This window comes from Planotetraspora thailandica, from assembly GCF_016863335.1.
Lineage (GTDB): Bacteria > Actinomycetota > Actinomycetes > Streptosporangiales > Streptosporangiaceae > Planotetraspora > Planotetraspora thailandica.
Genome location: NZ_BOOR01000051.1, coordinates 43,904 through 67,481 on the forward strand (window position 1 = coordinate 43,904; position 23,578 = coordinate 67,481).

The 23,578-nt window shown below is 70.1% G+C and carries 21 protein-coding genes and 3 tRNA genes; 11 read left to right on the forward strand and 13 right to left on the reverse strand.

Annotated elements, in window-relative coordinates; translation table 11 throughout:
* Nucleotides 1-125 precede the first annotated feature (125 nt).
* Nucleotides 126-2,615, forward strand: a complete 2,490-nt coding sequence (locus Pth03_RS28690; RefSeq protein WP_203947530.1) for a DEAD/DEAH box helicase — start codon at nt 126-128, stop codon at nt 2,613-2,615.
* Here Pth03_RS28690 and Pth03_RS28695 read toward each other — a convergent pair.
* From Pth03_RS28695 to dusB, 3 genes are all read right to left on the reverse strand, one after another.
* Nucleotides 2,602-3,576 (reverse strand): TAXI family TRAP transporter solute-binding subunit, encoded by a 975-nt coding sequence (locus Pth03_RS28695; protein ID WP_203947531.1) that lies wholly within the window; start codon nt 3,574-3,576, stop codon nt 2,602-2,604. The genes Pth03_RS28690 and Pth03_RS28695 overlap by 14 nt on opposite strands.
* Nucleotides 3,573-5,546, reverse strand: coding sequence for a TRAP transporter permease (locus Pth03_RS28700; protein ID WP_203947532.1), 1,974 nt, complete (start codon nt 5,544-5,546; stop codon nt 3,573-3,575). Before Pth03_RS28700 ends, Pth03_RS28695 begins: the two co-directional genes overlap by 4 nt.
* A gap of 107 nt (nt 5,547-5,653) precedes the next feature.
* A complete protein-coding gene (gene dusB / locus Pth03_RS28705; RefSeq protein WP_239119443.1) occupies nt 5,654-6,766 on the reverse strand; it encodes a tRNA dihydrouridine synthase DusB in 1,113 nt (370 codons plus the stop codon).
* A gap of 100 nt (nt 6,767-6,866) precedes the next feature.
* Between dusB and Pth03_RS28710 the strand changes: the two genes are divergently transcribed.
* From Pth03_RS28710 to Pth03_RS28735, 6 genes are all read left to right on the forward strand, one after another.
* Nucleotides 6,867-7,529: an ACT domain-containing protein gene (locus tag Pth03_RS28710; protein WP_203947533.1), complete on the forward strand. Its 663-nt coding sequence runs from the start codon at nt 6,867-6,869 to the stop codon at nt 7,527-7,529.
* A 55-nt stretch (nt 7,530-7,584) separates the two neighbouring features.
* A tRNA-Gly gene (locus Pth03_RS28715) sits at nt 7,585-7,656 on the forward strand.
* A gap of 32 nt (nt 7,657-7,688) precedes the next feature.
* A tRNA-Cys gene (locus tag Pth03_RS28720) sits at nt 7,689-7,759 on the forward strand.
* A gap of 13 nt (nt 7,760-7,772) precedes the next feature.
* Nucleotides 7,773-7,847 (forward strand) — tRNA-Val (locus tag Pth03_RS28725).
* 142 nt (nt 7,848-7,989) lie between these two features.
* Nucleotides 7,990-8,196: a DUF5302 domain-containing protein gene (locus Pth03_RS28730; protein WP_203947534.1), complete on the forward strand. Its 207-nt coding sequence runs from the start codon at nt 7,990-7,992 to the stop codon at nt 8,194-8,196.
* A gap of 242 nt (nt 8,197-8,438) precedes the next feature.
* Entirely contained in the window at nt 8,439-9,053 is a 615-nt protein-coding gene (locus tag Pth03_RS28735) for a hypothetical protein (RefSeq protein WP_203947535.1), read from the forward strand.
* Nucleotides 9,054-9,082: 29 nt separating this feature from the next.
* Here the strand turns inward: Pth03_RS28735 and pgeF are convergent, their stop codons facing one another.
* Nucleotides 9,083-9,769 (reverse strand): peptidoglycan editing factor PgeF, encoded by a 687-nt coding sequence (pgeF, locus tag Pth03_RS28740; protein ID WP_203947584.1) that lies wholly within the window; start codon nt 9,767-9,769, stop codon nt 9,083-9,085.
* Between the two features lie 109 nt (nt 9,770-9,878).
* Here pgeF and Pth03_RS28745 point away from each other — a divergent pair, with 109 nt between their 5' ends.
* A complete protein-coding gene (locus Pth03_RS28745; RefSeq protein WP_203947536.1) occupies nt 9,879-10,919 on the forward strand; it encodes a zinc-dependent alcohol dehydrogenase family protein in 1,041 nt (346 codons plus the stop codon).
* On the opposite strand, the gene glgA is transcribed toward Pth03_RS28745, so the two are convergent.
* On the reverse strand, nt 10,891-12,087 hold the full coding sequence (gene glgA, locus Pth03_RS28750; protein ID WP_203947537.1) for a glycogen synthase: 1,197 nt from the start codon (nt 12,085-12,087) through the stop codon (nt 10,891-10,893). The two genes, Pth03_RS28745 and glgA, sit on opposite strands and share 29 nt — an antisense overlap.
* Nucleotides 12,088-12,151: 64 nt before the next feature.
* Here glgA and glgC point away from each other — a divergent pair, with 64 nt between their 5' ends.
* A complete protein-coding gene (gene glgC / locus Pth03_RS28755) occupies nt 12,152-13,378 on the forward strand; it encodes a glucose-1-phosphate adenylyltransferase (protein WP_203947538.1) in 1,227 nt (408 codons plus the stop codon).
* Between the two features lie 6 nt (nt 13,379-13,384).
* On the opposite strand, the gene Pth03_RS28760 is transcribed toward glgC, so the two are convergent.
* The gene (locus Pth03_RS28760) at nt 13,385-13,975 is read right to left on the reverse strand and encodes an Rv1733c family protein (RefSeq protein WP_203947539.1); all 591 of its coding nucleotides are present in this window, start codon (nt 13,973-13,975) and stop codon (nt 13,385-13,387) included.
* A 44-nt stretch (nt 13,976-14,019) separates the two neighbouring features.
* The gene (locus Pth03_RS28765; protein WP_239119444.1) at nt 14,020-14,760 is read right to left on the reverse strand and encodes an enoyl-CoA hydratase/isomerase family protein; all 741 of its coding nucleotides are present in this window, start codon (nt 14,758-14,760) and stop codon (nt 14,020-14,022) included.
* Between the two features lie 87 nt (nt 14,761-14,847).
* Between Pth03_RS28765 and Pth03_RS28770 the strand changes: the two genes are divergently transcribed.
* Nucleotides 14,848-15,903, forward strand: coding sequence for a DUF5685 family protein (locus Pth03_RS28770; protein ID WP_203947541.1), 1,056 nt, complete (start codon nt 14,848-14,850; stop codon nt 15,901-15,903).
* A gap of 46 nt (nt 15,904-15,949) precedes the next feature.
* A complete protein-coding gene (locus Pth03_RS28775; protein WP_203947542.1) occupies nt 15,950-17,506 on the forward strand; it encodes a hypothetical protein in 1,557 nt (518 codons plus the stop codon).
* Here the strand turns inward: Pth03_RS28775 and Pth03_RS28780 are convergent.
* From Pth03_RS28780 to Pth03_RS28805, 6 genes are all read right to left on the reverse strand, one after another.
* Nucleotides 17,501-18,499, reverse strand: coding sequence for a mechanosensitive ion channel family protein (locus Pth03_RS28780; RefSeq protein ID WP_239119445.1), 999 nt, complete (start codon nt 18,497-18,499; stop codon nt 17,501-17,503). The two genes, Pth03_RS28775 and Pth03_RS28780, sit on opposite strands and share 6 nt — an antisense overlap.
* A 596-nt stretch (nt 18,500-19,095) precedes the next feature.
* Nucleotides 19,096-20,055, reverse strand: coding sequence for a Bug family tripartite tricarboxylate transporter substrate binding protein (locus Pth03_RS28785; protein WP_203947543.1), 960 nt, complete (start codon nt 20,053-20,055; stop codon nt 19,096-19,098).
* A gap of 77 nt (nt 20,056-20,132) precedes the next feature.
* Nucleotides 20,133-21,950 carry a glutamine--fructose-6-phosphate transaminase (isomerizing) gene (gene glmS / locus Pth03_RS28790; RefSeq protein ID WP_203947544.1) on the reverse strand — a complete coding sequence of 606 codons (1,818 nt, stop codon included), beginning with the start codon at nt 21,948-21,950 and terminating at the stop codon, nt 20,133-20,135.
* Between the two features lie 9 nt (nt 21,951-21,959).
* Nucleotides 21,960-22,235 (reverse strand): hypothetical protein, encoded by a 276-nt coding sequence (locus Pth03_RS28795; protein ID WP_239119446.1) that lies wholly within the window; start codon nt 22,233-22,235, stop codon nt 21,960-21,962.
* Nucleotides 22,236-22,371: 136 nt separating this feature from the next.
* On the reverse strand, nt 22,372-22,935 hold the full coding sequence (locus Pth03_RS28800) for a DJ-1/PfpI family protein (RefSeq protein WP_203947545.1): 564 nt from the start codon (nt 22,933-22,935) through the stop codon (nt 22,372-22,374).
* Nucleotides 22,936-23,018: 83 nt separating this feature from the next.
* A complete protein-coding gene (locus Pth03_RS28805; protein WP_203947546.1) occupies nt 23,019-23,564 on the reverse strand; it encodes an XdhC family protein in 546 nt (181 codons plus the stop codon).
* Nucleotides 23,565-23,578: the final 14 nt, after the last annotated feature.

Genomic DNA, 23,578 nt, shown 5'->3' on the forward strand with positions numbered 1-23,578 from the left:
CTGGGACGTTCTCCCTACGCCACGCGCTTTGACGCAGCTTGGCCGGTTGTTGCCCACTGTGTGCCGGTCGTGTCCCGGTCGAAGCAGCGCCGACGTTTCGGCAGGATAGGAAGGTGAGTGAAATTATGAGCCTCCTTCGCCACCTCCCCGATGACTCGGAACCGGACTCGTTGTTCGACGCCTTCGTCGCGTGGAACTCCGAGCGGGGGCTCACGCTCTACCCGGCGCAGGAGGAGGCACTGATCGAGGTCGTCTCCGGCAACAATGTGATCCTTTCCACGCCGACCGGGTCGGGCAAGAGCCTGGTCGCCGCGGGCGCGCACTTCGCCGCGCTGGCCCGCGACGAGGTCAGCTTCTACACCGCGCCGATCAAGGCCCTGGTGTCGGAGAAGTTCTTCGATCTGTGCGCGATCTTCGGCACCGAGAACGTCGGGATGCTCACCGGCGACGCCTCGGTCAACGCGGACGCGCCGATCATCTGCTGCACCGCCGAGATCCTCGCCCAGATCGCGCTGCGCGACGGCGCGGACGCCGACGTCGGCACCGTCATCATGGACGAGTTCCACTTCTACGCCGAGTCCGACCGCGGCTGGGCCTGGCAGGTGCCGCTGATCGAGCTGCCGCAGGCCCAGTTCGTGCTGATGTCGGCGACGCTGGGCGACGTCGAGCGGTTCGAGAAGGACCTCACCCGCCGTACGGGACGCCCGACCGCGGTGGTGAAGAACACCGAGCGTCCGGTGCCGCTGATCTACTCCTACCGGCTGACGCCGCTGCACGAGACCCTCGAGGAGCTGCTGTCCACGCAGCAGGCCCCCGTCTACGTGGTGCACTTCACCCAGGCCGCCGCGATGGAGCGGGCCCAGGCGCTGATGAGCATCAACATGTCGACCAAGGCCGAGAAGGAGGCGATCGCCTCCCTGATCGGCAACTTCCGCTTCACCACCCGGTTCGGCCGGGCCCTGTCCCGCCTCGTACGGCACGGCATCGGCGTGCACCACGCCGGGATGCTGCCGAAATACCGCAGGCTCGTGGAGCGGCTCGCCCAGGCCGGCCTGCTGAAGGTCATCTGCGGCACCGACACCCTCGGCGTGGGCGTCAACGTGCCCATCAGGACCGTGCTGTTCACGGCGTTGTCGAAGTTCGACGGCAACCGGGTACGGCGGCTGCGAGCCAGGGAGTTCCACCAGATCGCCGGAAGGGCCGGCCGGGCCGGGTTCGACACGGTCGGATACGTCGTATGCCAGGCACCCGACCACGTGATCGAGAACGAGCGGGCCCTGGCCAAGATCGGCGACGATCCGAAGCGGCGGCGCGGCTACGCGCGTAAGAAGCCGCCGGAGGGCTTCGTCGGCTGGAACGAGGAGACCTTCGAGAAGCTCCAGACGGCCGAGCCCGAGCCGCTGACCTCGCGGTTCAAGGTGAGCAACGCCATGCTGCTGTCGGTCATCAACCGGCCGGGCGACTGCTTCCAGGCGATGAAGCGCCTGCTCACCGACAACCACGAGGACCGCAAGGCGCAGCGGCGGCACATCAGCCACGCCATCGCGATCTACCGGTCGTTGCTCGCCGGGGGCATCGTCGAGACGCTCAAGGAGCCCGACGAGCACGGCCGCAGGGCGCGCCTGACGGTCGACCTCCAGGAGGACTTCGCGCTCAACCAGGCGTTGTCCACGTTCGCGCTCGCGACCTTCGAGCTGCTGAACCCCGAGTCGCCGACCTACGCCCTGGACATCGTCTCGATCGTCGAGTCGACGCTGGACGATCCCCGGCAGATCCTGCACGCCCAGCTCAACAAGGCGCGGGGCGAGGCCGTCGCGCAGATGAAGGCCGACGGCGTCGAATACGAGGAGCGCATGGAGCTGCTCGCCGAGGTCACCTACCCGATGCCGCTGTCGGACCTGCTGTTCGGCGCCTACGAGACCTACCGGCGCGGGCACCCGTGGGTGGGCGACCACACGGTCAGCCCCAAGGCGATCGTGCGCGACATGTACGAGCGGGCGATGACCTTCACCGACTACATCCAGTTCTACGAGCTGGCCAGGTCGGAGGGCACGGTGCTGCGTTATCTGGCCGACGCCTACCGCACGTTGTCGCGCACGGTGCCCGAGCACCTCAAGAGCGACGACCTGATCGACCTCATCGAATGGCTCGGCGAGCTCGTCCGGCAGGTCGACTCCAGCCTCATCGACGAGTGGGAGAAGCTGGCCAACCCGTCGGAGGCCCTGGAGGCCCGCGACGTGCTGGAGACCCGGACCCGGCCGGTCACGGCCAACACGCGGGCCTTCCGGGTGCTGGTGCGCAACGCGATGTTCCGCATGGTGGAGCTGGCCGCGCTGGACAGGGAGGAGGAACTGGTCGAGCTCTATCCCGACACCGACTGGGCGTCCGGGCTCGACGCCTACTACGAGGAGCACGACGAGATCGGCACCGGGCCCGCCGCCCGGGGCCCGGCACTGCTCCAGATCGAGGAGGAGAAGGAGCTGTGGCGGGTCCGCCAGGTCATCGAGGACCCCGCGGGACATCACGACTGGGGCATCGGCGCGGAGGTCGACCTGGCCGCCTCCGACGAGGAGGGCCAGGCCGTCCTGCACGTCACGGGGCTCACCCGCCTGTGACGCCGTAGTACTTCTTCGCGCCGTCGTGGAGCGGCACCGGCTCCGTCTTGGGGGCGTTGCCGCGCGTGATGTCCTTGGCGGCGGAGTGCACCCGCTCCAGGTCGGCCTTGTGGTCGAAGAGCAGCCGGGTGAGGTTTTCGGCCAGCGCCGGGTCCATCTTCTCGTTGACCACGAGAAGGTTCGGCACGGCGATGGCCGGCACGTCGGACGCCGTGCCGTACGTCGCCTTGGGAATGGCTCCCCCGACGTAGACAGGGCCGTGGGCGCCGCGCATGGCGCCCAGCAGGTCGTCCAGGGGCACGAACACCACGTCGTCGCCCATGCCGGTCACCAGATCGGTGATGCCGGCGGTGGGCAGGCCGCCCGACCACACCAGCGCGTCCAGCGTGCCGTCCTTGAGGCCCTGCACGGTTTCCGGCAGGGACAGCGCCTGACGGGCGACGTCCTTGTCGGGGTCGAGCCCGGCTGCGGCGAGCAGGCGGAGGGCGATGACCTCGGTGCCGGAGTTCGGTGAGCCGGTGGAGACGCGCTTGCCCTTGAGGTCGGCGACGGATTTCACACCCACGTCGGCCCGGGCGAGCACGTGCGTGTAGTTGTCGTAGAGGCGCGCGATCGCGCGGATCGGGTGCGGGCCGCCGAACGAGCCTGTGCCGGCGACCGCGTCGGCCGCGGTGTCGGCGAGGGTGAACGCGATGTCGGACTGCCCCTTGACCACACGCTGGATGTTCTCCACCGAGGCGCCGGTCGCCTCCGCGGTCGCCTGGTAGCCGGGGATGTTCTTGCCGATCTGTTCGGCCAGCCCTCCGCCGAGCACGTAGTAGACGCCGGTGGTGTTGCCCGTGGCGATCGACAACCGGGTGCCGCCGCCCTGCGTGCCCGACCTGTCTCCGCCGCAACCGGCGATCAGTGCGCCCGCCGCGGCCAGCGCGACGAGCCGCCTCAGTGCCTTCGTGCCTCTCACGGGGACGCCTCCCTCTTTGCCGTAACCGGTTTTCTCAGGACCAGATGCACGCCGAGCGCGAGCACCGCCACGGCCAGTCCGGCGATGACGGGCACGGGCGACAGCACGAGCAGCAGCACGGCCGCCACAGCGCACAACGCGCGCTCGAGGAGCCCGGCCGGGCCCAGCATCCAGCCCCCTGTGGCCACGGCGAGGGCCGCCACGGCCAGGCAGGAGACGGCGACGGCGAGCAGGACCTTCTCCGCAGGCGCCTGGGCGAGCAGGGCCGAGCCCGCGGGGGTGAGCACGAACGCGAACGGCACGAGGAAGGCCGGAAGGGTGTACTTCCAGGTCGCGAGCATCGTGCGCTGGGCGTTGCCGCCCGTGATGGCCGACGCGGCGAAGGCCGACAACGCGGTGGGCGGGCTGACCTCCGACAACACGGCGTAGTAGAAGACGAACATGTACGCCTCGGCCCGGGTGACTCCCAGTTCGAGCAGCGCGGGCCCGATGATGACGGCCGCGATCACGAACGACGCCGTCACCGGTACGGCCAGGCCCAGCACCAGCACGGCCACGGCGCAGGCGATCGCCGTTATGGCGAGCACACCCCCGGACAGGCCGACGATCAAAGAGCCCGCCTTCAACCCGAGCCCGGTCAGCGTGACGACGGCGACGATGGTGCCGGCGGCGGCGCAGGTGACCGCCACGGGGAGCATGCCCGTGGCGCCTGCGGCCAGCGCCCGGACCGCCCGCCGGGGGGTGAGGCGGCGCTCCCGGTCCAGGAAGGACAACGCGAAGGCCAGCGCGGTGGCGTAGACGACCGCACGGAGCGGCGACTGGCCGAGCGCCATCAAGACGACGATCACGAACAGCGAGCTGAAGTGGTAGCCGAACCGTTTGACCAGGTCCCAGGCCCGGGGGCCGTCGGGGACGGCCGCCGTGGTGCCGTACCTGCGCGCGTCCATCTCGATCGCGAGGAAGATCCCCAGGTAGTAGAGCACCGTGGGGATGGCGGCGTAGACGAGCACGGTCAGGTAGCCGACCCGGAGGTATTCGGCGATGATGAACGCCGCCGCGCCCAGGGTCGGCGGCGACAGGATCGCTCCGATGCCGGCGGCGGCGAGCACTCCACCGGCCTGTTCACGGGGGTAGCCGGCCCGCTTGAGGATGGGCCAGGCGACGCTGCCGACGCTCACGGTGGTGGCCACTCCCGACCCGCTCACCGTGCCGAGCAGGAATCCCGCGAGCGTGACGGTCCTGCCGGGGGCCGACCGGGAGCGGCGGAAGGCCGCGAACGAGACGTCGACGAAGAACTTGCCCGCCCCGGAACAGTCGAGCACCGCGCCGTAGATCGTGAACAGGATGATGTAGGTGGCGGCCACGTCGAGCGGCACGCCGTACACGCCTTCCGTGCCCATCACGAACGAGGCGACGATCCGCTCCAGGTCGTAGCCGCGGTGCCCGATCGCCCAGTCCGCCGGCAGGTAGCCGCCGTAGTAGGCGTAGGCGACGAACCCGAGACAGACGGCGGGCAGGATCCATCCGACGGTGCGGCGGCAGGCCTCCAGCACCAGCAGCGTCAGCACCGCTCCGGCGGCGACGTCGAGCACGGTCGGCGCGAACGTGCGGCGGATGAGGTCGTCGAAGACGGCGAGCGGATAGGCGCAGACGGCCAGGGACAGCGCCGCCAGCGCCCAGTCGAGAGGCGAGGGACGGTCGCCTCCGCTCCCGCGGGGCTTGTAGCAGACGAAGGCCAGCGGCAGCACCACGGCCAGGAAGACCATCCGGTACGGCAGGACGGGCCCCGGCCGGAAGGTCCAGTACAGCGCGTAGAGGGACAGGCCCAGTGCGACGACGGTGACCCCCGCGGCCACGCGCGGCGGAAGGCGTCTGCCCGGCCGTTCCGCGTCGAACTCCGCGATCAGGTCCTCGACCGGCGGCGTCCGGCGGCCGGGCTCCCGGTGGGTCTCGTGATCCGTCCCCGTCAAGCGTCTCGACCCCCGCGTGAGGCATGCCGCCGACCCTTGACCGAACGCTACGCCGGAACCTGACCCCGGCAAGTCATGTTCTGATCACAGTTACATCACGTGACCGTTCAGCCACCCGACGTGGCGTCCTCCGCCTCGGCCCCGGGCACGGTCATGTCCTCGGAGTCGTCCAGCCAGTTGTGGGGCAGCTGGACCTTGGCCCGTTCCCCGCTCTTGCCGCGGGGGCCGTCGGCGTCGTCCGGCCACGGCTGGCCGTGGTCGAGTTCGGCGACGCGCCGCTCGAACTCGGCGAGGCTCGCGACGCCGGTCAGCGCCCTGCGGGCCTCGGCCCCGACGGTGAACCCCTTCAGGTACCAGCCCACGTGCTTGCGGAAGTCGGCGAGCCCGTGCGGCTCACTCCCGATGACCTGGCACAGCAGTTCGGCGTGGCGGAGCATCATCGCCCCCACCTCTCCCAGGGTGGGCCGTGTGCGCTCGGCCTCCCCCTCGAAGGCCCGGTCGAGGTCGCGGAACAGCCAGGGACGGCCCAGGCAGCCCCGGCCGATGACCACGCCGTCGCAGCCGGTCTCGGCGACCATGCGCAGCGCGTCGTCGGCGCTCCAGATGTCGCCGTTGCCGAGGACCGGGATCTCCGGCACGGCCTCCTTCAGCCGCCGGATCGCGTCCCAGTCGGCCGTTCCGCCGTAGTGCTGCTTGGCCGTACGGGCGTGCAGGGCCACCGCGGACACGCCCTCCTCGACGGCGATCCTGCCCGCCTCGAGGTAGGTGAGGTGGTCGTCGTCGATGCCCTTGCGCATCTTGATCGTGACCGGCAGGCTTCCGGCGTTCCCGACCGCCTCCCGCAGGATGGCCCGCAGCAGGTTCCGCTTGTACGGCAGGGCCGCTCCGCCGCCGCGCCGGGTGACCTTGGGCACGGGACAACCGAAGTTGAGGTCGATGTGGTCGGCCAGATCCTCTTCGGCGATCATCCGGGCCGCTTTGCCGATCACGGCGGGGTCCACCCCGTAGAGCTGGATGCTGCGGGGAGACTCGTCGTCGCCGAACCTGATCATCTGGAAGGTCAGGGGCACCCGCTCGACGAGTGCCCGCGAGGTGATCATCTCGGAGACGAAGACGCCGCCGCCCTGCTCCCGGCAGAGCCTGCGGAAACCGATGTTGGTGATGCCCGCCATGGGGGCGAGCACCACGGGGGGCCAGACCTCGAACGTCCCGATTTTCACATCTTCATTTTCGCCCGGTCCGGAGAGTGAACGCGCAAGATCATGGACGTGGGTCTTTTGTCCGGTTACGCTGGGCTGATTGAGGTCGGGGGAGGTCATCATGCTTCTGAGACTGAGAATCGGCCTGCCGGACCGTCCCGGATCGCTCGGACAGGTCACCCGGGCGCTCGGAACGGTCGGCGCCGACATCACCCAGGTGGTCGTGCTCGACCGGGGCGACGGCCGGGCGCTCGACGACTTCACCGTCTACTGGCCGGACGCGGCCCCGCGCGAGCACCTGGTGCAGGCGCTGGAGAGCGTCGACGGCGTGCGGATCGACGGGATATGGTCGACACGCGAGGCCCCGGGCACCTACCCGGAGCTGGAGATCCTCAAGTTCCTCACCAGCGCGGGCGACCGGGCCCTGGCCACCCTGATCGACTCCATGCCGGTGCTGTTCAGCGCCGACTGGGCCGCGGCCGCCACCGAGCGGACTCCGCGGGCGGTCGTCTACTCGAGCTGGCGCGCCCCCGAGGACGTCACGCTGCCCGACGAGATTGAGCCACGCCCTGCCGCCCGGACACTCCCCTCCGGCCTGCACGTGATCATCGCGCCGCTCCCCCCGCTGGCCCTGTCCCTCGTGCTGGCGAGGGCCGAGGGGCCGGCCTTCCACCGCAACGAGGTGCACCGGCTCACCCGGATCCTCGAAATCTTCATGATGCTCCCCGCGATCGAGCGCGGCGCGGATCGCGCCCTCCGGAGATCGTCGGCCGAGCGGTTATGAGTACGCACCGGCGGTGAAAACCAGATACAGTTACCTCGTCGCCGCAAGGCGTCACGCGGAAGTGGCTCAGTGGTAGAGCATCACCTTGCCAAGGTGAGGGTCGCGGGTTCGAATCCCGTCTTCCGCTCCGAGAGGTCTTTTTGTGCTGGGGCCTCCCTCGGTGGAGTGGCCGAGAGGCGAGGCAGCGGCCTGCAAAGCCGCGTACACGGGTTCAAATCCCGTCTCCACCTCTGATGTTTCAACGGGCGATTAGCTCAGCGGGAGAGCGCTTCCCTGACACGGAAGAGGTCACTGGTTCAATCCCAGTATCGCCCACCACTTTTTTCCTGACCGTTTGCCATCGCATCTCCTGACAGAAGCGCACCTCCTGTCATCAGGTGTCTGACCGGTGACGATAGAGTGATCCTCACACCATCGGGTTCACGCCGCATGGTGGTTTCCCTCTCAGCAGGAGGTCCTCATGGCTGCCACCGAACCGGAGTCCGGAGCCGAGCCCGAACCGGCTGAGGACGAGATGAAGCGCAAGTTCCGCGAGGCCCTGGAGCGCAAACGGCGCTCCCAGGCCGAGGCGAACTCCAGCGGCCAGGGCAAGGGCTCGGCGAAGGTCCACGGCGCCCAGGGCCCAGCCGCGAGCCGGCGCTCCTTCCGCCGCAAGAGCGGCGGCTGATCTCCTCCCAGCCGATCTCCTCCCACCAGAGACGCCCGGGAAGGCCTGCCGTACAGGGTCTTGACGTGTCTCTTCCATGCCCAGGCTCGCAGGGTTCTTCTCATAGCGGCCGCCTGAGCGCACACTGGAAGGGACATGATGGGCGATTCTGGTGGGAGTAGCTCATGCACGGTCAGATGCCCCAAGCAATGCCAGTGCTCTCGCGTGGGAAGCACCGCAATCCCAGCAAGGGCGCCTGTTTCATGGAACTCGCCTCCTTCTTGGCCGGTGAACGGTGGAGCGACCACCCGTCGTGCACCCACCCGCTGCTGGCCGGGCTCGCCCGGCTCGTCAACGATCACACCTCCGACGCGGCGCGCCCCAAGCTGGCCGGGCTGATCCCGTCCGTCATCGGGCTGACCGGCGACGACCTGCGGATCGACGCGCACATCGCCCTGCGGTGCGCGACCTCCGCCCTGCCGGTGGTGGCGCACGAGCGTCAGCTCGCCATGGCGGTGTCGATCCTCTCGGCCGAGCACGTGCTGGCCGGGCTGGACGGCAGGCCGGAGGGCAGCCTTCAAGACTCCAGCCGCAAGGCGCTGGAGGAGGTTCCCGAGGCCATGCGGTGGGCCTTCGCCTTCAGGCGCGGGGTGCGCATCTCGGCCAAGGGATTCCGCCGGTACGCCGCGCCGAACACCGTGCAACTCGCCGTCCGCGGGATCGCGCAGGCGTGCGTGCTCGATCCCGACCCGCTGCTGCGCGATCTGCTGGCGAGGACGATCGACGACTGCCTGGAGCTGATGGGCACGCCGCCGCAGGCCGAGACGGCGATGGAGTCGCAGCTGTGGGCGGAGGCGTGCCGGATGACGGGACGCTGATCCTCAGCCCTGCTCATCGGCCCTGTTCGTCAGCCCTGGAGCCACACGTATCCGGCGAAGCGGCCGGTCCGGCCCTCGCGCCGATAGGAGTACAGGTCGGCTGTCTCGATCGTGCACCGCCCGTCGTGGCGCACGTCGGACACCCCGGCCCTGTGCAACTGCGCCTCGATTCCGGCCCTGAGGTCCAGCGCGGGGGTGCCCCGGCTCGTCGTCGCCCACATCTCGGGCACCCGCGCGGCGACCCGCTCGCGCATGTCCGCGGGCACCTCGTAGCAGCGGCCGCAGGCGCACGGCCCGATGGCCGCGACCATCCTCGCCGGCTCCGCTCCGTGGTCCGCCATGGCCTCGACCAGGGCGGTGACGATCCCTGCCTCGGTGCCCGGCCGTCCGGAGTGTGCGCCGCCGACCAGCCCGGCGACGGGATCGGCGACCAGCACCGGCGCGCAGTCGGCGACCAGCACGGCCAGCCCGAGCCCGGCCCGGTCGGTGAAGACGCCGTCCAGCTCGGGCGGGTCGTCCCCGTACGGCTCGGCCACGTAGGCCACGTCGGCGCTGTGGACCTGGCGCATGAACACCACCTGGCCGACGCCGAACTCGGCGGCGGTCTTCAGCCGGTTGTCCGCCACGGCCGCGAGATCGTCTCCCACCGCCCCGCCGAGGTTGCGAGAGCCGTACGGCTCGGCGCTCACGCCGCCGTGCCTGTCGGTGAAGGCCATCCGGACCCGGTCGATCGCAATCACCGGTCCAGCGTACCCAGATCAGCAAGGCATGATTTATCAGGCATGACCAGATGAAACGGGCAAGTCGGAACCGTCAGGAGAACACGTGCGCGCGGTGGTTTACGAGGCGTTCGGCGCGGAACCCGAGGTGCGGGAGGTCGCCGACCCCGTCGCTCCCCCGGAGGGCGCGGTGATCAGGGTGGAGGCCACCGGGCTGTGCCGCAGCGACTGGCACGGCTGGATGGGTCACGACGACGACATCCGGGTGCTGCCCCACGTGCCCGGCCACGAACTGGCCGGAGTGGTCGAGTCGGTCGGTCCGGGTGTGACCACCCGGCGGCCGGGCGACCGGGTGATGGTGCCCTTCATCTGCGCCTGCGGCACATGCCGGCAGTGCGCGGCCGGCGACCACCAGGTGTGCGAGCGCCAGACGCAGCCGGGCTTCACCCACTGGGGCTCCTTCGCCGAGAAGGTCGCCATAGGCCATGCCGACGTCAATCTCGTGCCCTTGCCGGACGGCATGGCGTTCGCCACCGCGGCGAGCCTCGGCTGCCGGTTCGCCACGGCGTTCCGCGCGGTCGTGGCCCAGGGCGGGGTCAGGGCCGGCGACTGGGTGGCCGTGCACGGGTGCGGCGGCGTCGGCCTGTCAGCCGTGATGATCGCCGCCGCGTCGGGAGCCCGGGTGGTGGCCGTGGACGTCTCCCCCGCCGCGCTCGACCTGGCCGCCCGGTTCGGCGCGGCGGAATGCGTGCGCGCCGACGGCTCGGCCGACACCGCCGCCGAGGTGCGGGAGATCACCGGCGAGGGCGCGCACGTCTCCCTGGACGCCCTGGGCGGCGCGGCCACCTGCGCGGCCTCGATCGCGAGCCTGCGCCGCAGGGGCCGCCACGTGCAGGTCGGCCTGCTGCCCGGCGCCACCGAGCTGCCGATGGGCCGGGTGATCGCACACGAACTGGAGATCGTGGGCAGCCACGGCATGGCCGCCCACGCCTACCCGCCGATGCTGGAGATGATCGCCGCGGGCACGCTGCGGCCCGACCTGCTCGTGACCCGCACCATCGGGCTGGGCGAGGCGCCTTCGGCGCTGACGGCACTGTCGCACGGCGGGGTCGCCGGGATCACGATGATCGAGCCCCGGCGTCCGTGACCCGCGTGTAGAGCTTCAGGGTCTGCTCGGCGATCGCCCGCCAGGAGAAGTGCTCGACGGCGCGCCTGCGGCCCGCCTTGCCCATGGTCGCGGCCAGCTCGGGGTCGCGCAGCAGGCCGTTGACCCGCTCGGCGATGGCCGCGGCGAACATGTCCGGATCGTGCGGCTCGCCGTCGGGTCCCTGTTCGATCGGCACGAGCAGGCCCGTCGAGCCGTCGGCGACCACCTCGGGAATGCCGCCCGTGGCGGTCGCCACCACGGCCGTCTCGCAGGCCATGGCCTCCAGGTTGACGATGCCCATGGGCTCGTAGACCGACGGGCACACGAAGACCGCCGCGTGGGTCAGGATCTGGATGACCTCGGGCCTGGGCAGCATCTCGCGGATCCAGACGACGCCGTCCCTGGCCGCCGACAGGCCCTCGACCAGGCCCGTGACCTCTGCGGCGATCTCCGGGGTGTCCGGGGCTCCCGCGCAGAGCACGAGCTGCGCCCCGGGGTCGAACGAGCGGGCCGCGTGCAGGAGGTGCACCAGGCCCTTCTGCCGCGTGATGCGGCCGACGAACACGACGTACGGCCGGGCCGGGTCGATGCCGTGGCGCAGGAGGGCCTCGGTGCCGTGGGAGGGCGCGTACTCCTCGGTGTCGATGCCGTTGTGGATCACCGTCACCCGGTCGGGCGCGATCTCGGGGTAGGCCGACAGCACGTCACGCCGCATGCCCTCGGACACCGCGATGATCGCGTCAGCGGCCGCCAGGGCCGTGCGCTCGGCCCACGACGACAGGGTGTAGCCGCCGCCGAGTTGCTCGGCCTTCCAGGGGCGCAGGGGCTCCAGGCTGTGGGTGGTGACGACGTGGGGCGTGCCGTACAGCATCTTGGCCACGTGCCCGGCGAAATTGGCATACCAGGTGTGGCTGTGCACGAGGCTCGCTCCCTGGCATCCCGCGGCCATCTCCAGGTCGACCCCCAGCACCTGGAGGGCCGCGTTGGCCTCCGACAGACCGCCGGGGACGGGATAGGCCGTCACCCCGGGCTCCTGACGGGGCTCTCCGAAGCACCGCACCCGTACGTCGGCCAGTTCGCGCAGCTCCCGTGCGAGGTACTCCACATGGACTCCGGCACCGCCGTACACATCGGGTGGATACTCACGGCTCAGCAGATCGACACGCATACCAGGAGCTTAGGTCGTACCGTCCGGGTGTTTGTCGAGCCTTTGGGGGGTTAAGGTCCTCCCTATGAAGGTCCTCGCGATCGTGCTCGCAGGTGGTGAAGGGAAGCGGCTGATGCCGCTGACCGCGGACCGGGCCAAGCCGGCCGTCCCGTTCGGGGGGATCTACCGGCTCATCGACTTCGTGTTGTCGAACCTCGCCAACGCGCATTACCTGCAGATCGTGGTGCTGACGCAGTACAAGAACCACAGTCTCGACCGGCACATCTCCCGCACGTGGCGGCTGTCGGCGATGCTGGGCAACTACGTCACTCCCGTCCCCGCCCAGCAGCGGCTCGGGCCTCACTGGTTCTCCGGATCGGCCGACGCGCTGTTCCAGAACCTGAACCTGATCTACGACGAACTGCCCGACCACGTGATCGTCTTCGGCGCGGACCACATCTACCGGATGGACCCCCGGCAGATGGTCGACCAGCACATCGACTCCGGCGCCGACGTCACGGTCGCGGCGATCCGGCAACCGCTCGACCTCGCCGACCAGTTCGGCGTCATCGAGACCGACCCGTCGGGCCGGCGCATCGTCGCCTTCAAGGAGAAGCCGAAGGACGCGGTGGGCCTGGCGGACGCGCCCGACCAGATCTACGCCTCGATGGGCAACTACGTCTTCAAGACCCAGGCCCTGATCGAGGCCCTGCGCGAGGACGCGCTCGACCCGAGCAGCAGGCACGACCTGGGCGGCAACATCATCCCGATGTTCGTCAAGAGCGGCGGGGCCGAGGTGTACGACTTCGCCCACAACGTGGTGCCCGGCTCGACCGACCGCGACCGGGGCTACTGGCGCGACGTGGGGACGCTGGACGCCTACTACGAGGCCAACATGGACCTCATCTCGGTCCACCCGGTCTTCAACCTCTACAACGACAGGTGGCCCATCTACACCGGCAACGAACCGCTGCCTCCGGCGAAGTTCGTGCACAACGAGGGGGACCGGATCGGCCACGCGCTGGAGTCGATCGTCTCACCCGGCGTCATCGTCTCGGGCGGCACCGCTCTGCGGTCGATCCTTTCTCCCGGCGTGGTGCTCCACTCGCACTCGCACGTCGAGGACTCGGTCCTGATGGGGTGTGTGAAGATCGGCAGAGGTGCCGTCGTACGGCGGGCGATCATCGACAAGAACGTGGTCATCCCCGACGGCGCCAGGATCGGCTTCGACCTCGAATACGACAGCAAGCGCTTCACCGTGACGCGCAGCGGCGTCGTGGTCATCGGGAAGAACGAGATCGTCGACCGCTGAGCCCGCTCACCGGCCGTTGATCCGCCACATGGGCTCGACGACCGTCCACTGGGCCTCCCACACGCGGCGGGCGCGCCGCTGGTTCACCGAGCGGGTCACCACGACCAGCATCGCCAGGAAGGCCGCCGCGGTCAGCGGGACTCCGGTCCCCACTGTCAGGGCGGCGACGATCGTGGTCTCCCTGTCCTGGGGCCGCTGAGTGAGGGCGCCGCGGTCGTCGACCCAGACCTGCACGCTGTCGCCGGCCGCCTTGGTCGGGCTCACATCGATGGTGCCCGTCCGCTCGGTGCCGTCCGGGGCCTTCCACACGGCCGGCGCGTGGCCGACGGCCGCCCCGGCCGCCGACAGGCGTGGCGCGGACACGTTCTCGGTCAGGGTCGCACTCACCAGATGCCGGGCTCGCGCCTCCTGCGCCTCGGTCCGCACTCCGGCGCCGAACTCGCGGAAGCCGAGGATCACACCGCAGACCACGGCGACGATCACGCCCAGTACGGCGGCAAGCCGGACCAGCCCCTCGACCCGGTCACACCGGCGACGGAGCGGATTCCTGTCAAGTCCGAGCCATCTGACGAACCTGGCGAATGGATTCTGTGACATCACACACCTCACAGGGTCATTACCACTGCGAGTCCCGTTTATGCCTATTTTGCATCCCAAGAGAATCGAGGGGAACGCCCCTCCCCGAATGCGTTGAGGCCTTCGGCCAATTCGCCGCTCTCGACGGACTCCCGCTGCCAGGCCAGGAAGTCGGCCTCACCCGCGCGGCCGTCGATGATCTGCTTCGCGGCCGTCAGGGTCAGCCGTGACCGCTCCGCCATCGTGGCGGCCAGGCCGTACACACGGGCGTCCAGTTCATCCGGTGGCACCACCTCGTCCACGAGCCCGATCCGTACGGCATTGCCCGCGTCGACGAGTTCGGCCGAGAAGATCAGGAGCTTGGCCGCCGACGGGCCGACCAGCCGCGCCAGGCGCCGGGTCGCGCCCAGCGGGTAGACGATCCCGAGTCTCGCGGGAGTGACGCCGAACCGGGCGCCGGAGGAGGCGATCCGGATGTCGCAGGCCACGGCGAGCTGGCATCCGCCGCCCACGCAGTAGCCCTCGATCGCGGCGATCACGGGTTTCGGGAACTCGGCCAGCGCCTGTTCGGCGGCGGCCGTGAGCCCGGTGTCATCACCTTCATGTCCAAGTGACGCAATTTCCGATATATCCGCACCGGCGCAAAATGTGGACTCTGCTCCGGTAAGCACGAGAACACGAATCTCCGGGTTCGCGGCAAGTTCGGCAAGCAGGCCGGGCAGTTCCCGCCACATCGCCGCCGTCATCGCATTCCGCTTCTCCGGCCGGTCGATGACGAGCGTGGCGATGTGGCCATCGATAAGCACTTTGAACCCGTTAGCACCCCTCATCCCCTAATTGTGCGCCGAACGGGGCCCGTAAGATCCTGTACGCCTGTCTCGAGAAGGGCATCGATGTTCGGCATCCTCCGGCCGTGCGCCGACCACTCCTGCGCGGCCGTTCTGAGCGCCTGGCGGGCCCACCTGTGCGGGCTGTGCCTCACGCTGCGCGACCGGCACGGGCAGGTGGCGAGGGCCGCGACGAACTACGACGGGCTCGTCCTGTCCGTCCTGACCGAAGCCCAGGCCGACCGGCCGCCCGCGCATCGGACCGCGGGCCCCTGCGCGCTGCGCGGATTCCGCTCCGCCGACGTGATCGCCTCCCGCGACCAGGGGTCCCGGCTCGCGGCCGTTGCTTCGCTGGCCCTGGCCGCGGGGAAGATCCGCGACCACGCGGTTGACGGCGACGGGCCGGCCGGACGCCGCTTCGCCGGAGCCCCGCTCCGGCGCGTCGCGACGTCCTGGACCGCCGCCGCCGAGCGGGACGCCGCGTCGATCGGATTCGACACGCGCGTGCTCACCGCCGCCGCCGAACGGCAGGCCGTGCTGGAGGCCACGGGCGGCCTTCCTCTGCCACGGCTCACCGAACCGACCGAGGAGGCCGCGGCCGCCGCCTTCGCCCACACCGCGATCCTCGCGAGCACCCCGCACAACGCCGAGAACCTCCGCGAGGCCGGGCGCCTGTTCGGCCGGATCGCCCACCTGCTCGACGCCGTGGAAGACCTGGAGGACGACCGGGCACGCGGGCGATACAACCCGCTCACGGCCACCGGCACCTCGCTCGCCGAGACCAGGCGGCTTTGCGACGACGCCGTGCACGGGCTCGGCCTGGCCGTACGGGGCTTGGACCTGCGGGAGCGGCACCTCGTCGAGGCGCTCCTGGCAGGCGAGACCCGCAGGGCCGTGGACCGGGCCTTCGCCGTGCGGCACACGCGCCCGGGACCGGTGAGGTCGGCCGGAGCGGGGTTGCTCACCTTCGTGACCTGCGGCCTGTACCGCCCTCCGTGGAGCAGCCATCGCGACGAACCTTGGACCGACCGCTGCCGACTCGGCGGCGACTGCTGCGACTGCAGTGCCTGTTGCGACTGTTGCCCCTGCGACTGCGACTGCGACTGCGACTGCAGTCCGTAGCCCCGGTCTCGACTCAGGTGGCAAATATGCCGATAGAGTCCGGCATGTGGGAAGATCACGGCCTTTCTGGCGGCTCAACGCGGCTGAGCGGAAGGTATGGGAGTCCTACGCCACCGGGGCCCCCGTCGACCTGCGCGTCAGCCCCGACGACGACCCCGCCGAGGGCCACACCTGGGGCCCCGAGCGATCGGTCCGCGCGGAGGTGCTCGCCTCCCTGCTGATCGGCAGCGAGGACAAACCCGGCCAGGTGCCCGGCATACGGCTCGCCGGTGCCCGCATCGTCGGTGAACTCAACCTCGCCGACGCCACGATCACCGCCCGGCTCCACCTGCTGCGATGCCACATGGGGATCGTCTCCCTCAACGACGCCCGCACCCGGGGGCTGCGCCTCCGCAACTGCCACATCAGGCGCTTACGCGCGGGCCGCACCACGGTCGACGGCCTGCTCGACCTCGACGGATCCACGATCACCGAGGGAGTGCGCCTGGACAACGCCCACATCACCGGCCAGCTCAGGCTCACCCGCGCCAGCGTCGGATCGCCCGTCGTCCGCACCGCCGAAAGGAAGCACGACCTGGCCGGTTGGGGCCCGTCCTACACCGAGCCACGGCACGGCGAGCCGGTGGCCCAGACCTCGGTGGCCGTCTGGGCGGGCGGCCTGACCGTGGACGGAGGCGCCTTCCTGCGCCGCCTCCACACGACCGGCGGGCTGCGATTCATCGGAGCCCACTTCAACAGCGGGCTCTACCTGGAAGGCGCCGAGATCGCGGCCCCCGGCTCCCACGCCGTCTACGCCGACCACATGCAGGCCACCGCCGCCGAACTCGGCGCCGGCTTCACCGCGTCCGGGACGGTACGGCTGCGCGGCGCACGCATCTCGGGGGTGCTGTCCTTCGACCGGGCCGTGGTCAAAGCGCCGGGACGGGCCCTCCATCTGAGCCACATGCAGGTCGACGAGCTGATCCTCACGCCCGAGTCGATCGAGGGAGATGTCAACCTGGCCTTCTCCCGCATCGGCGTCCTGCTCGACCGCCCGGACGGCTATCCCCGGCACGTGCACCTCAACGGCACGACCTACGAGTCCCTGCGCGGCCTCGCCGTACTGGCCGACCGGCTCTCATGGGTCAGCCGCGACCCCGAGGGATACCGGCCCCAGCCGTACGAGCAGTTGGCGGCCTACTACCGCAGGATCGGGCACGAGACGGACGCCCGGCGGGTGCTGCTGGCCAAACAACGGGCCCGGCGCAGGACGCTCAAACTGCCCGGGCGGTTGTGGGGGCGGCTGCTCGACCTCGTCGTCGGGTACGGCTACCGCCCCTGGCTCGCCGCGCTGTGGGCCGTCCTGCTCCTCGCCGCGGGCACCGGAGTCTTCTCCCACTGGCAGCCGGCCAAGATCTCTCTCGACGAGACCCGTCACTTCAACGCCTTCACCTACACCGTGGACCTGCTCGCGCCCGTGAGCGTGTTCGAGCAGCGCGGCGCGTGGGAGCCGGTCGGCTGGACGCAGTGGCTGGCCAACGGCATCGTCGTGGCGGGCTGGGTGCTGGCCACCGCCCTCATCGCCGGCGGCACCCGGGTGCTGCGCCCGTCGAACACGTCATGACCTGTCCAGCGACTCCACGCGCAGCCGTGGGATCGTCTCCGGGTATTTCTCCCGTACGAACGTCACCAGGTGCTCGCGCACGTCGCACCGCAGGTCCCACGCGCTCGCCGAGTCGGCCGCGCTCATCAGCGCGCGCAGCTCGACCAGGCCGCCCGGCGTGATGTCAGTCACCTGGAGCGTCCAGTCCTTCTGGTCCCAGAGCGGGTTGTCCCGCAGCACGCGATAGAGCTCGGCACGCATCTCCTCGATCGGCACGGCCCAGTCGACGCGCAGGTAGACACTGCCGAGGATGCGGCTCTCGTGGCGCGTCCAGTTCTCGAACGGGTTGGTGGTGAAGTACGACACCGGGAGGATCAGGCGACGCTCGTCCCACAACCGCAGGGAGACGTAGGTGAGGGTCAGCTCCTCGATCCTGCCCCACTCGTTCTCGACCACGACCACGTCGTCCAGCCGTATGGCGTCGCTGAAGGCGAGTTGGAGCCCGGCCACCATGTTGCCCAGCGTCGACTGGGCCGCGATGCCGGCGACCACGCCCGCGATGCCGGCGGAGGCCAGCAGCCCCGCGCCGAGCGCCCGGACCTCGGGGAAGGTGAACAACATCGCGCCGAGCGCGACGACCACCACCACGGCCGCAGAGATCCGGCGGACGAGGGTGATCTGGGTGCGGATCCGCCTCGCCCTCCGGTTGGCGTCGCCCTCGACCTTCGTCAGGTGATCGAGGACCACGTCGGTCACCGCGTAGGCCGCCTGGATCACCAGCCAGGTCACGCAGAGGATCAGGAGCAGGGTGAAGCCGTGCCGGAGCACGCCGTCCGCCCGGGGGCCGGTCATGTCAGGCGTGTAGACGGCGTTGGCGGCGGCGAGGACGGCCGAGGCGAACCCCGGCCACGTGCACCGGCGGACGACAGGGCCGGCGAGCGACCATCGGTCCCCGACCAGCCGCGATTTCAGCACCCGCCTGACCAGCTCGACGGCGACGACGGCGCCGACCACGGCGGCCGCCAGCGTGCCCCAGTTCCATGCGACGGACAGGAGAGCGCACCTCCCCTCGTCCTCGTCCTGGTTCTTCCTGCGCCCGAGAGCACCGTCACGGTCGGCTCTCAGCCCCTCTAAGGTACGGCCCCCTCACCCCCTCTCCCGTCCCCCTCCCCGCCCCCTCCCCCTTGGGCGTGATCATGCAGAAGTTCGGGAGGACCACGCACGACCTGCGCAAACCCGTTGCGTGATCATGCAGAAGTTCGCTCGTACCTCGAACGACCCGCGCGAATACCATTCGTGATCATGCAGAAGTTCGCCCACATGACGGCCCACCAGGGCGAAAGCCGTACCTGATCATGCAGTCCCAAGGCTCGCGCATGATCACGTACGGCGCTCGCCCAGGCCAGGCGCACACTCTTCGAACTACTGCATGATCACGCAACGGGTTTACGCAGCTCAGGGCCCAAATCCCCGAACTTCTGCATGATCACCAACCACATCGGCGCACGTCAGACGGCCGATCCTCGAACTTCTGCATGATCACGGCCAGGTTGAGGGGGTTACAGGTTGAGGGGGTTACAGGTTGAGGGGGGCTACGGGTTGGGAGGGGGCTAGAGGAGGCCGAGGCCTGTGAGGACTTGCTTGGTGCGGGCGGATTCGGCGGTGAGCCACTGGCGGAAATCTTCTCCGGCCAGGTACATCGGGGCCCATCCCTGGGCCGTGCAGGCCTGACTCCAGACGGCCGACTCGCCCACTGACCGGCACAGGTCGAGCAGGGCGTCACGCTGGGAGTCGTCGAGGCGGCGGGAGCCGAGCAGGCCCCACCAGTTGGCGTAGACAAGGCTGACCCCGGCCTCGATGAACGTGGGGGCGTCCACGCCGGGGAGCCGCTCGGAGGACGACACGGCGAGCGGCCGCAGCCGCCCGGCTGCGACGTGGCGGGCCACATCCTGCTGGGCGCCGAACCCGAGGGCCATCCTGCCGTCGAGGACCGCCGCGACGGCCTGGGCGCAGTCGGCGAAGGCCGTGTAGTCGAGCAACCGGACGTCGGCGCCCAGCCCCTGGGCGGTCAGGCCGTACAGGAGGTGGTCGGCGCCTCCGGCGACTCCGCCGCCCACCTTGGGTCCGGAGGGATCCCGCAACAGGGCTGTGGCGAAATCCTCAAAAGTCCGGAACCGTGAGCCGGGGGCGGCGACCAGAACCTCCCACTGCCCGGCCAGCCTGGCGAGAGGCCAGGTGCCGGAGGCGAGGGGCCTGGTCCTGTCCATCGCCGCGACGGCCACCAGCGCGGGGTCGGCGACCATCAGGTCGCTCTGGCGGCCGCCCGCGAAGAACCGGGAGATGGCGAGCGCCCCGCCACCGCCCGGCTGGCTGCTGATGCCGACCGTGCGCGCCCACCCGCGCCGCTCGATGACCGCCTTCATCAGGCGGGCGATCCTCTCGCTGCGCCCTCCCGACGGCCCGGGAACGACAAAGTCGATCTCGCGCTGGATCGGCGGGTCGCCGGTGCCACATCCCGCCGCGAGGGCCAGCACCCCCGCCCCCAGCGCCAGGACCGTACGGCGTCGCACGTCGGCGTCCTCCCCCCAGGACTTATACCGACAGAATACGACCAATCACACCATGTGACTATATTCCGCGACCATGCTCACTCGACCGTGACGCTCTTGGCCAGGTTCCTCGGCCTGTCGACGTCACGGCCGAGGGCCACGGCCGCGTGGTAGGCGAAGATCTGGAGCGGGATGGTCAGCAGGATGGGGTCGAGTTCGGTCTCGTTCTTGGGGACCACGATGCAGTCGTCGGCGGCCTCGGCGGTGCGGTGCCCCACCATGAGGATGCGTCCCTGGCGGGCCCGGATCTCCCCCAGAGTGGTGAGGTTCTTGTCGAGCAGCTCGTCGTCGGGCACGACCGCCACGGTCGGCAGCTCGGGGCTGATCAGCGCGAGGGGGCCGTGCTTGAGCTCGCTCGCGGGGTAGGCCTCGGCGTGGACGTAGGAGATCTCCTTGAGCTTCTGCGCGCCCTCGCGGGCGACCGGGTAGCCCCGGACCCGGCCGACGAACATCATTCCGGGAGCCTCGGCGTACTTGATCGCCAGCGTGCGGATGTGCTCCTCCTGGGTGAGGATCTCCTTGATCTGCTCGGGCAGCCGCTTGAGGCCCTCGCAGATCCGCCGGCCGTCGGCCGGGGACAGGTCCCTGACCCTGCCGAGGTGCAGGGCGATCAGCGCGAACGCGACCGCCGTCGAGGTGAACGCCTTGGTCGAGGCGACCGACACCTCCGGCCCCGCGTGCAGGTAGACGCCGCCGTCGCACTCGCGGGCGATCGCGCTGCCCACCGTGTTGACGATGCCGAGCACGCGGCCGCCCTTGCGCTTGAGCTCCTGTACGGCCGCGAGCGTGTCGTAGGTCTCCCCCGACTGGCTGATCGCGATGTAGAGGGTGTCCGGCTCGACGACCGGGCTGCGGTAGCGGAACTCCGACGCCGGCTCCGCGTCGGCGGGGATGCGGGCCAGCTCCTCGATGAGCTGCGCCCCGATCTGGCCGGAGTAGTACGCGGACCCGCAGCCGATGATCTTCACGCGGCGGAACGAGCGGGTCTCCCGCGGGTCCATGTTGAGCCCGCCGAGGTGGGCGATATGAAAACGGTCGTCGATGCGCCCGCGCAGGGTGCGGGCGACGGTGTCGGGCTGCTCGGAGATCTCCTTGAGCAGGTAGTGCTCGTAACCGCCGTTGTCGTAGTGCCCGGCCTCCCAGTCGACGGTGAACGGCTCCTTCGCCGTCTCCCTGGCGTCGCTGGTGAAGGTGTTGAATCCGTCGGCCTTCAGGACCGCGAGCTCGCCGTCCTCCAGGTGCACGACCTGACGGGTGTAGCGGATCAGGGCGGAGACGTCGGAGGCGGCGAACATCTCCTTCTCGCCGATGCCGAGGACGATCGGGCTGCCGTTGCGGGCGACCACGATCTCGCCGGGACGCTGGGCGTCGACGACGGCGATGCCGTACGTGCCGACGACGCTCTTGAGCGCCCTGCGGACCGCCTCCTCCAGGGTCTCGGTGTCCTTGACGGTGCTGCCGATCAGGTGCGCGAGCACCTCGGTGTCGGTCTCGCTGTCGAAGACGACGCCGTCGGCCTCGAGGTGACGGCGCAGCTCGTCGGCGTTCTCGATGATGCCGTTGTGCACGACGGCGATGCGCTGCTGTCCGTCGAGGTGCGGGTGCGCGTTGACGTCGCTCGGAACTCCGTGCGTGGCCCAGCGGGTGTGGCCGATGCCCGTGGTCCCCTTGAATCGTGCCGGTACGGCTGCCGCCAGGTCGGCCACCCTGCCCTTGACCTTGCGCGTGCGCAGGCTCTTGGCGTTGACGATGGCGAGGCCTGCGGAGTCATAGCCGCGGTATTCCAGGCGCTGGAGCCCTTCGAGCAGGATGGGCGCCGCGTCCTGTGACCCGACATAAGCGACGATTCCGCACATATTCGCTCCCTATCCGTAGACGATCCTTCGGAGCTGGCGGAGGGACAGCTCCGGCGCCGCGACACGCCTTCCTGACAGCTCGGCGGAGATTCTCGGGAAGATCTCGTCGTTGGTCAGTCCCTTCGCCTTGAGCTCGCCGTGACGCCGCCTGACGTACTCGTCGACGGGCTCGCCGAAGTACGCCAGGACGTCGGCGACCACACGCGCCGCCTCACCGGGGCCGAGCATGGTCGTCCTGGTGAGATGGCCGATCAGGTCCTCGAAGGGATGCCGTGCCGTGGACACAGACCAGGACCTTAACGCAGTACGGATGCCGACTATCAAGTTTCTTGCCCGTTTTCGGGCAGGATCAGTCTCTAAGGGGTTCCTGACACAGAAAAAGCCCGCCAGGAAGGGGCGGGCTCTCTCTGTGAGATGCCTCTCAGGAGGCCGGTACGGCGGAGCGCAGCACCCTGAGGAACGCCCGCATCCACGCCGGGTGGTCGGGCCAGGCCCGGCCTGTCACGAGGTTGCCGTCGACGTGCGCCTCGCTGTCGACCCACGTGCCGCCCGCCTGCTCTACGTCGGGCGCGCAGGCCGGGTACGCGCTGCTCTCGCGGCCTTTGAGCACGCCCGCCGCCGCAAGGACAAGTGGACCGTGGCAGAGCGCCGCGATCGGCTTGCCGGCGTCGGCGAAGTGCCGCACGATCTCCTGGCAGTCCCGGTCGTTCCTGATGTACTCCGGGGCACGACCGCCGGGCACGACCAGCGCGTCGTAGTCGGCCGCCCGCACATCGGCGAAGGCGACGTCGGACGGCCACGCGTGGCCCGGCTTCTCGGTGTAGGTGTCGAAGCCGTCGACGAAGTCGTGCACGACGAACTGAAGCTTCTTGGTCGACGGCGCTGCGATGTCGACCTCGTACCCCTCCTCGAGGAGCCGCTGGTAGGGGTACATCACCTCGAGATCTTCCGCCGCGTCGCCGGTGATGATCAGCACCTTCGCCATGGGATCACCCTCTCTCGTCCGCTCTCGCCTCGATCCTGCGCACGCGCCGGCGGCGGGGTCAACGGGAGGGGCCCTGCGGCCCGTCAGAACGCGAAGCCGCCCGGCCGGCCGTTCCTGTCGGCGATCAGGCCGGCGAGCGTGGCGACGGCGATCTCCGGCGGAGTGCGGGACCCGATGTTGAGGCCGATCGGCCGGTGGACCCGCGCGACGGTCTCGGGCGGCACCCCCAGCTCGGCCAGCGCCACCTCGTGCGGCGCCGGGTGGTACGGCTTGCCCATCACCCCGATCCACCGGGGCGGGTAGGCGAGCAGGTCGCGCAGCACGGGTCCGAGCTCGGAGCGGTGGTGGTCGGTGACGACGACGTCCGCGGTGCCGTCCAGGCCGGCCGGCGGGCTGCCCGTTACCTCGAAGGCGGGCTCTTCCGCACGCACCTTCTCGGCGAGATCGAGGTCGGGCTCCAGGAGGATGCCGCGATAGCCGAGATCGGCCCCATACCGCAGCAGATAGCCGGCCACCGGCGACGCGAAGACGGCCACGAGGACGCGGTCGCCCTGCGGCGGGGCCGCCTCCCCGTGGGCCACGGCGCAGGCCGGGTCAGACTCGTGCACATGGGTGTCCGAATGAGCCATGGCTCCAGTCTTCC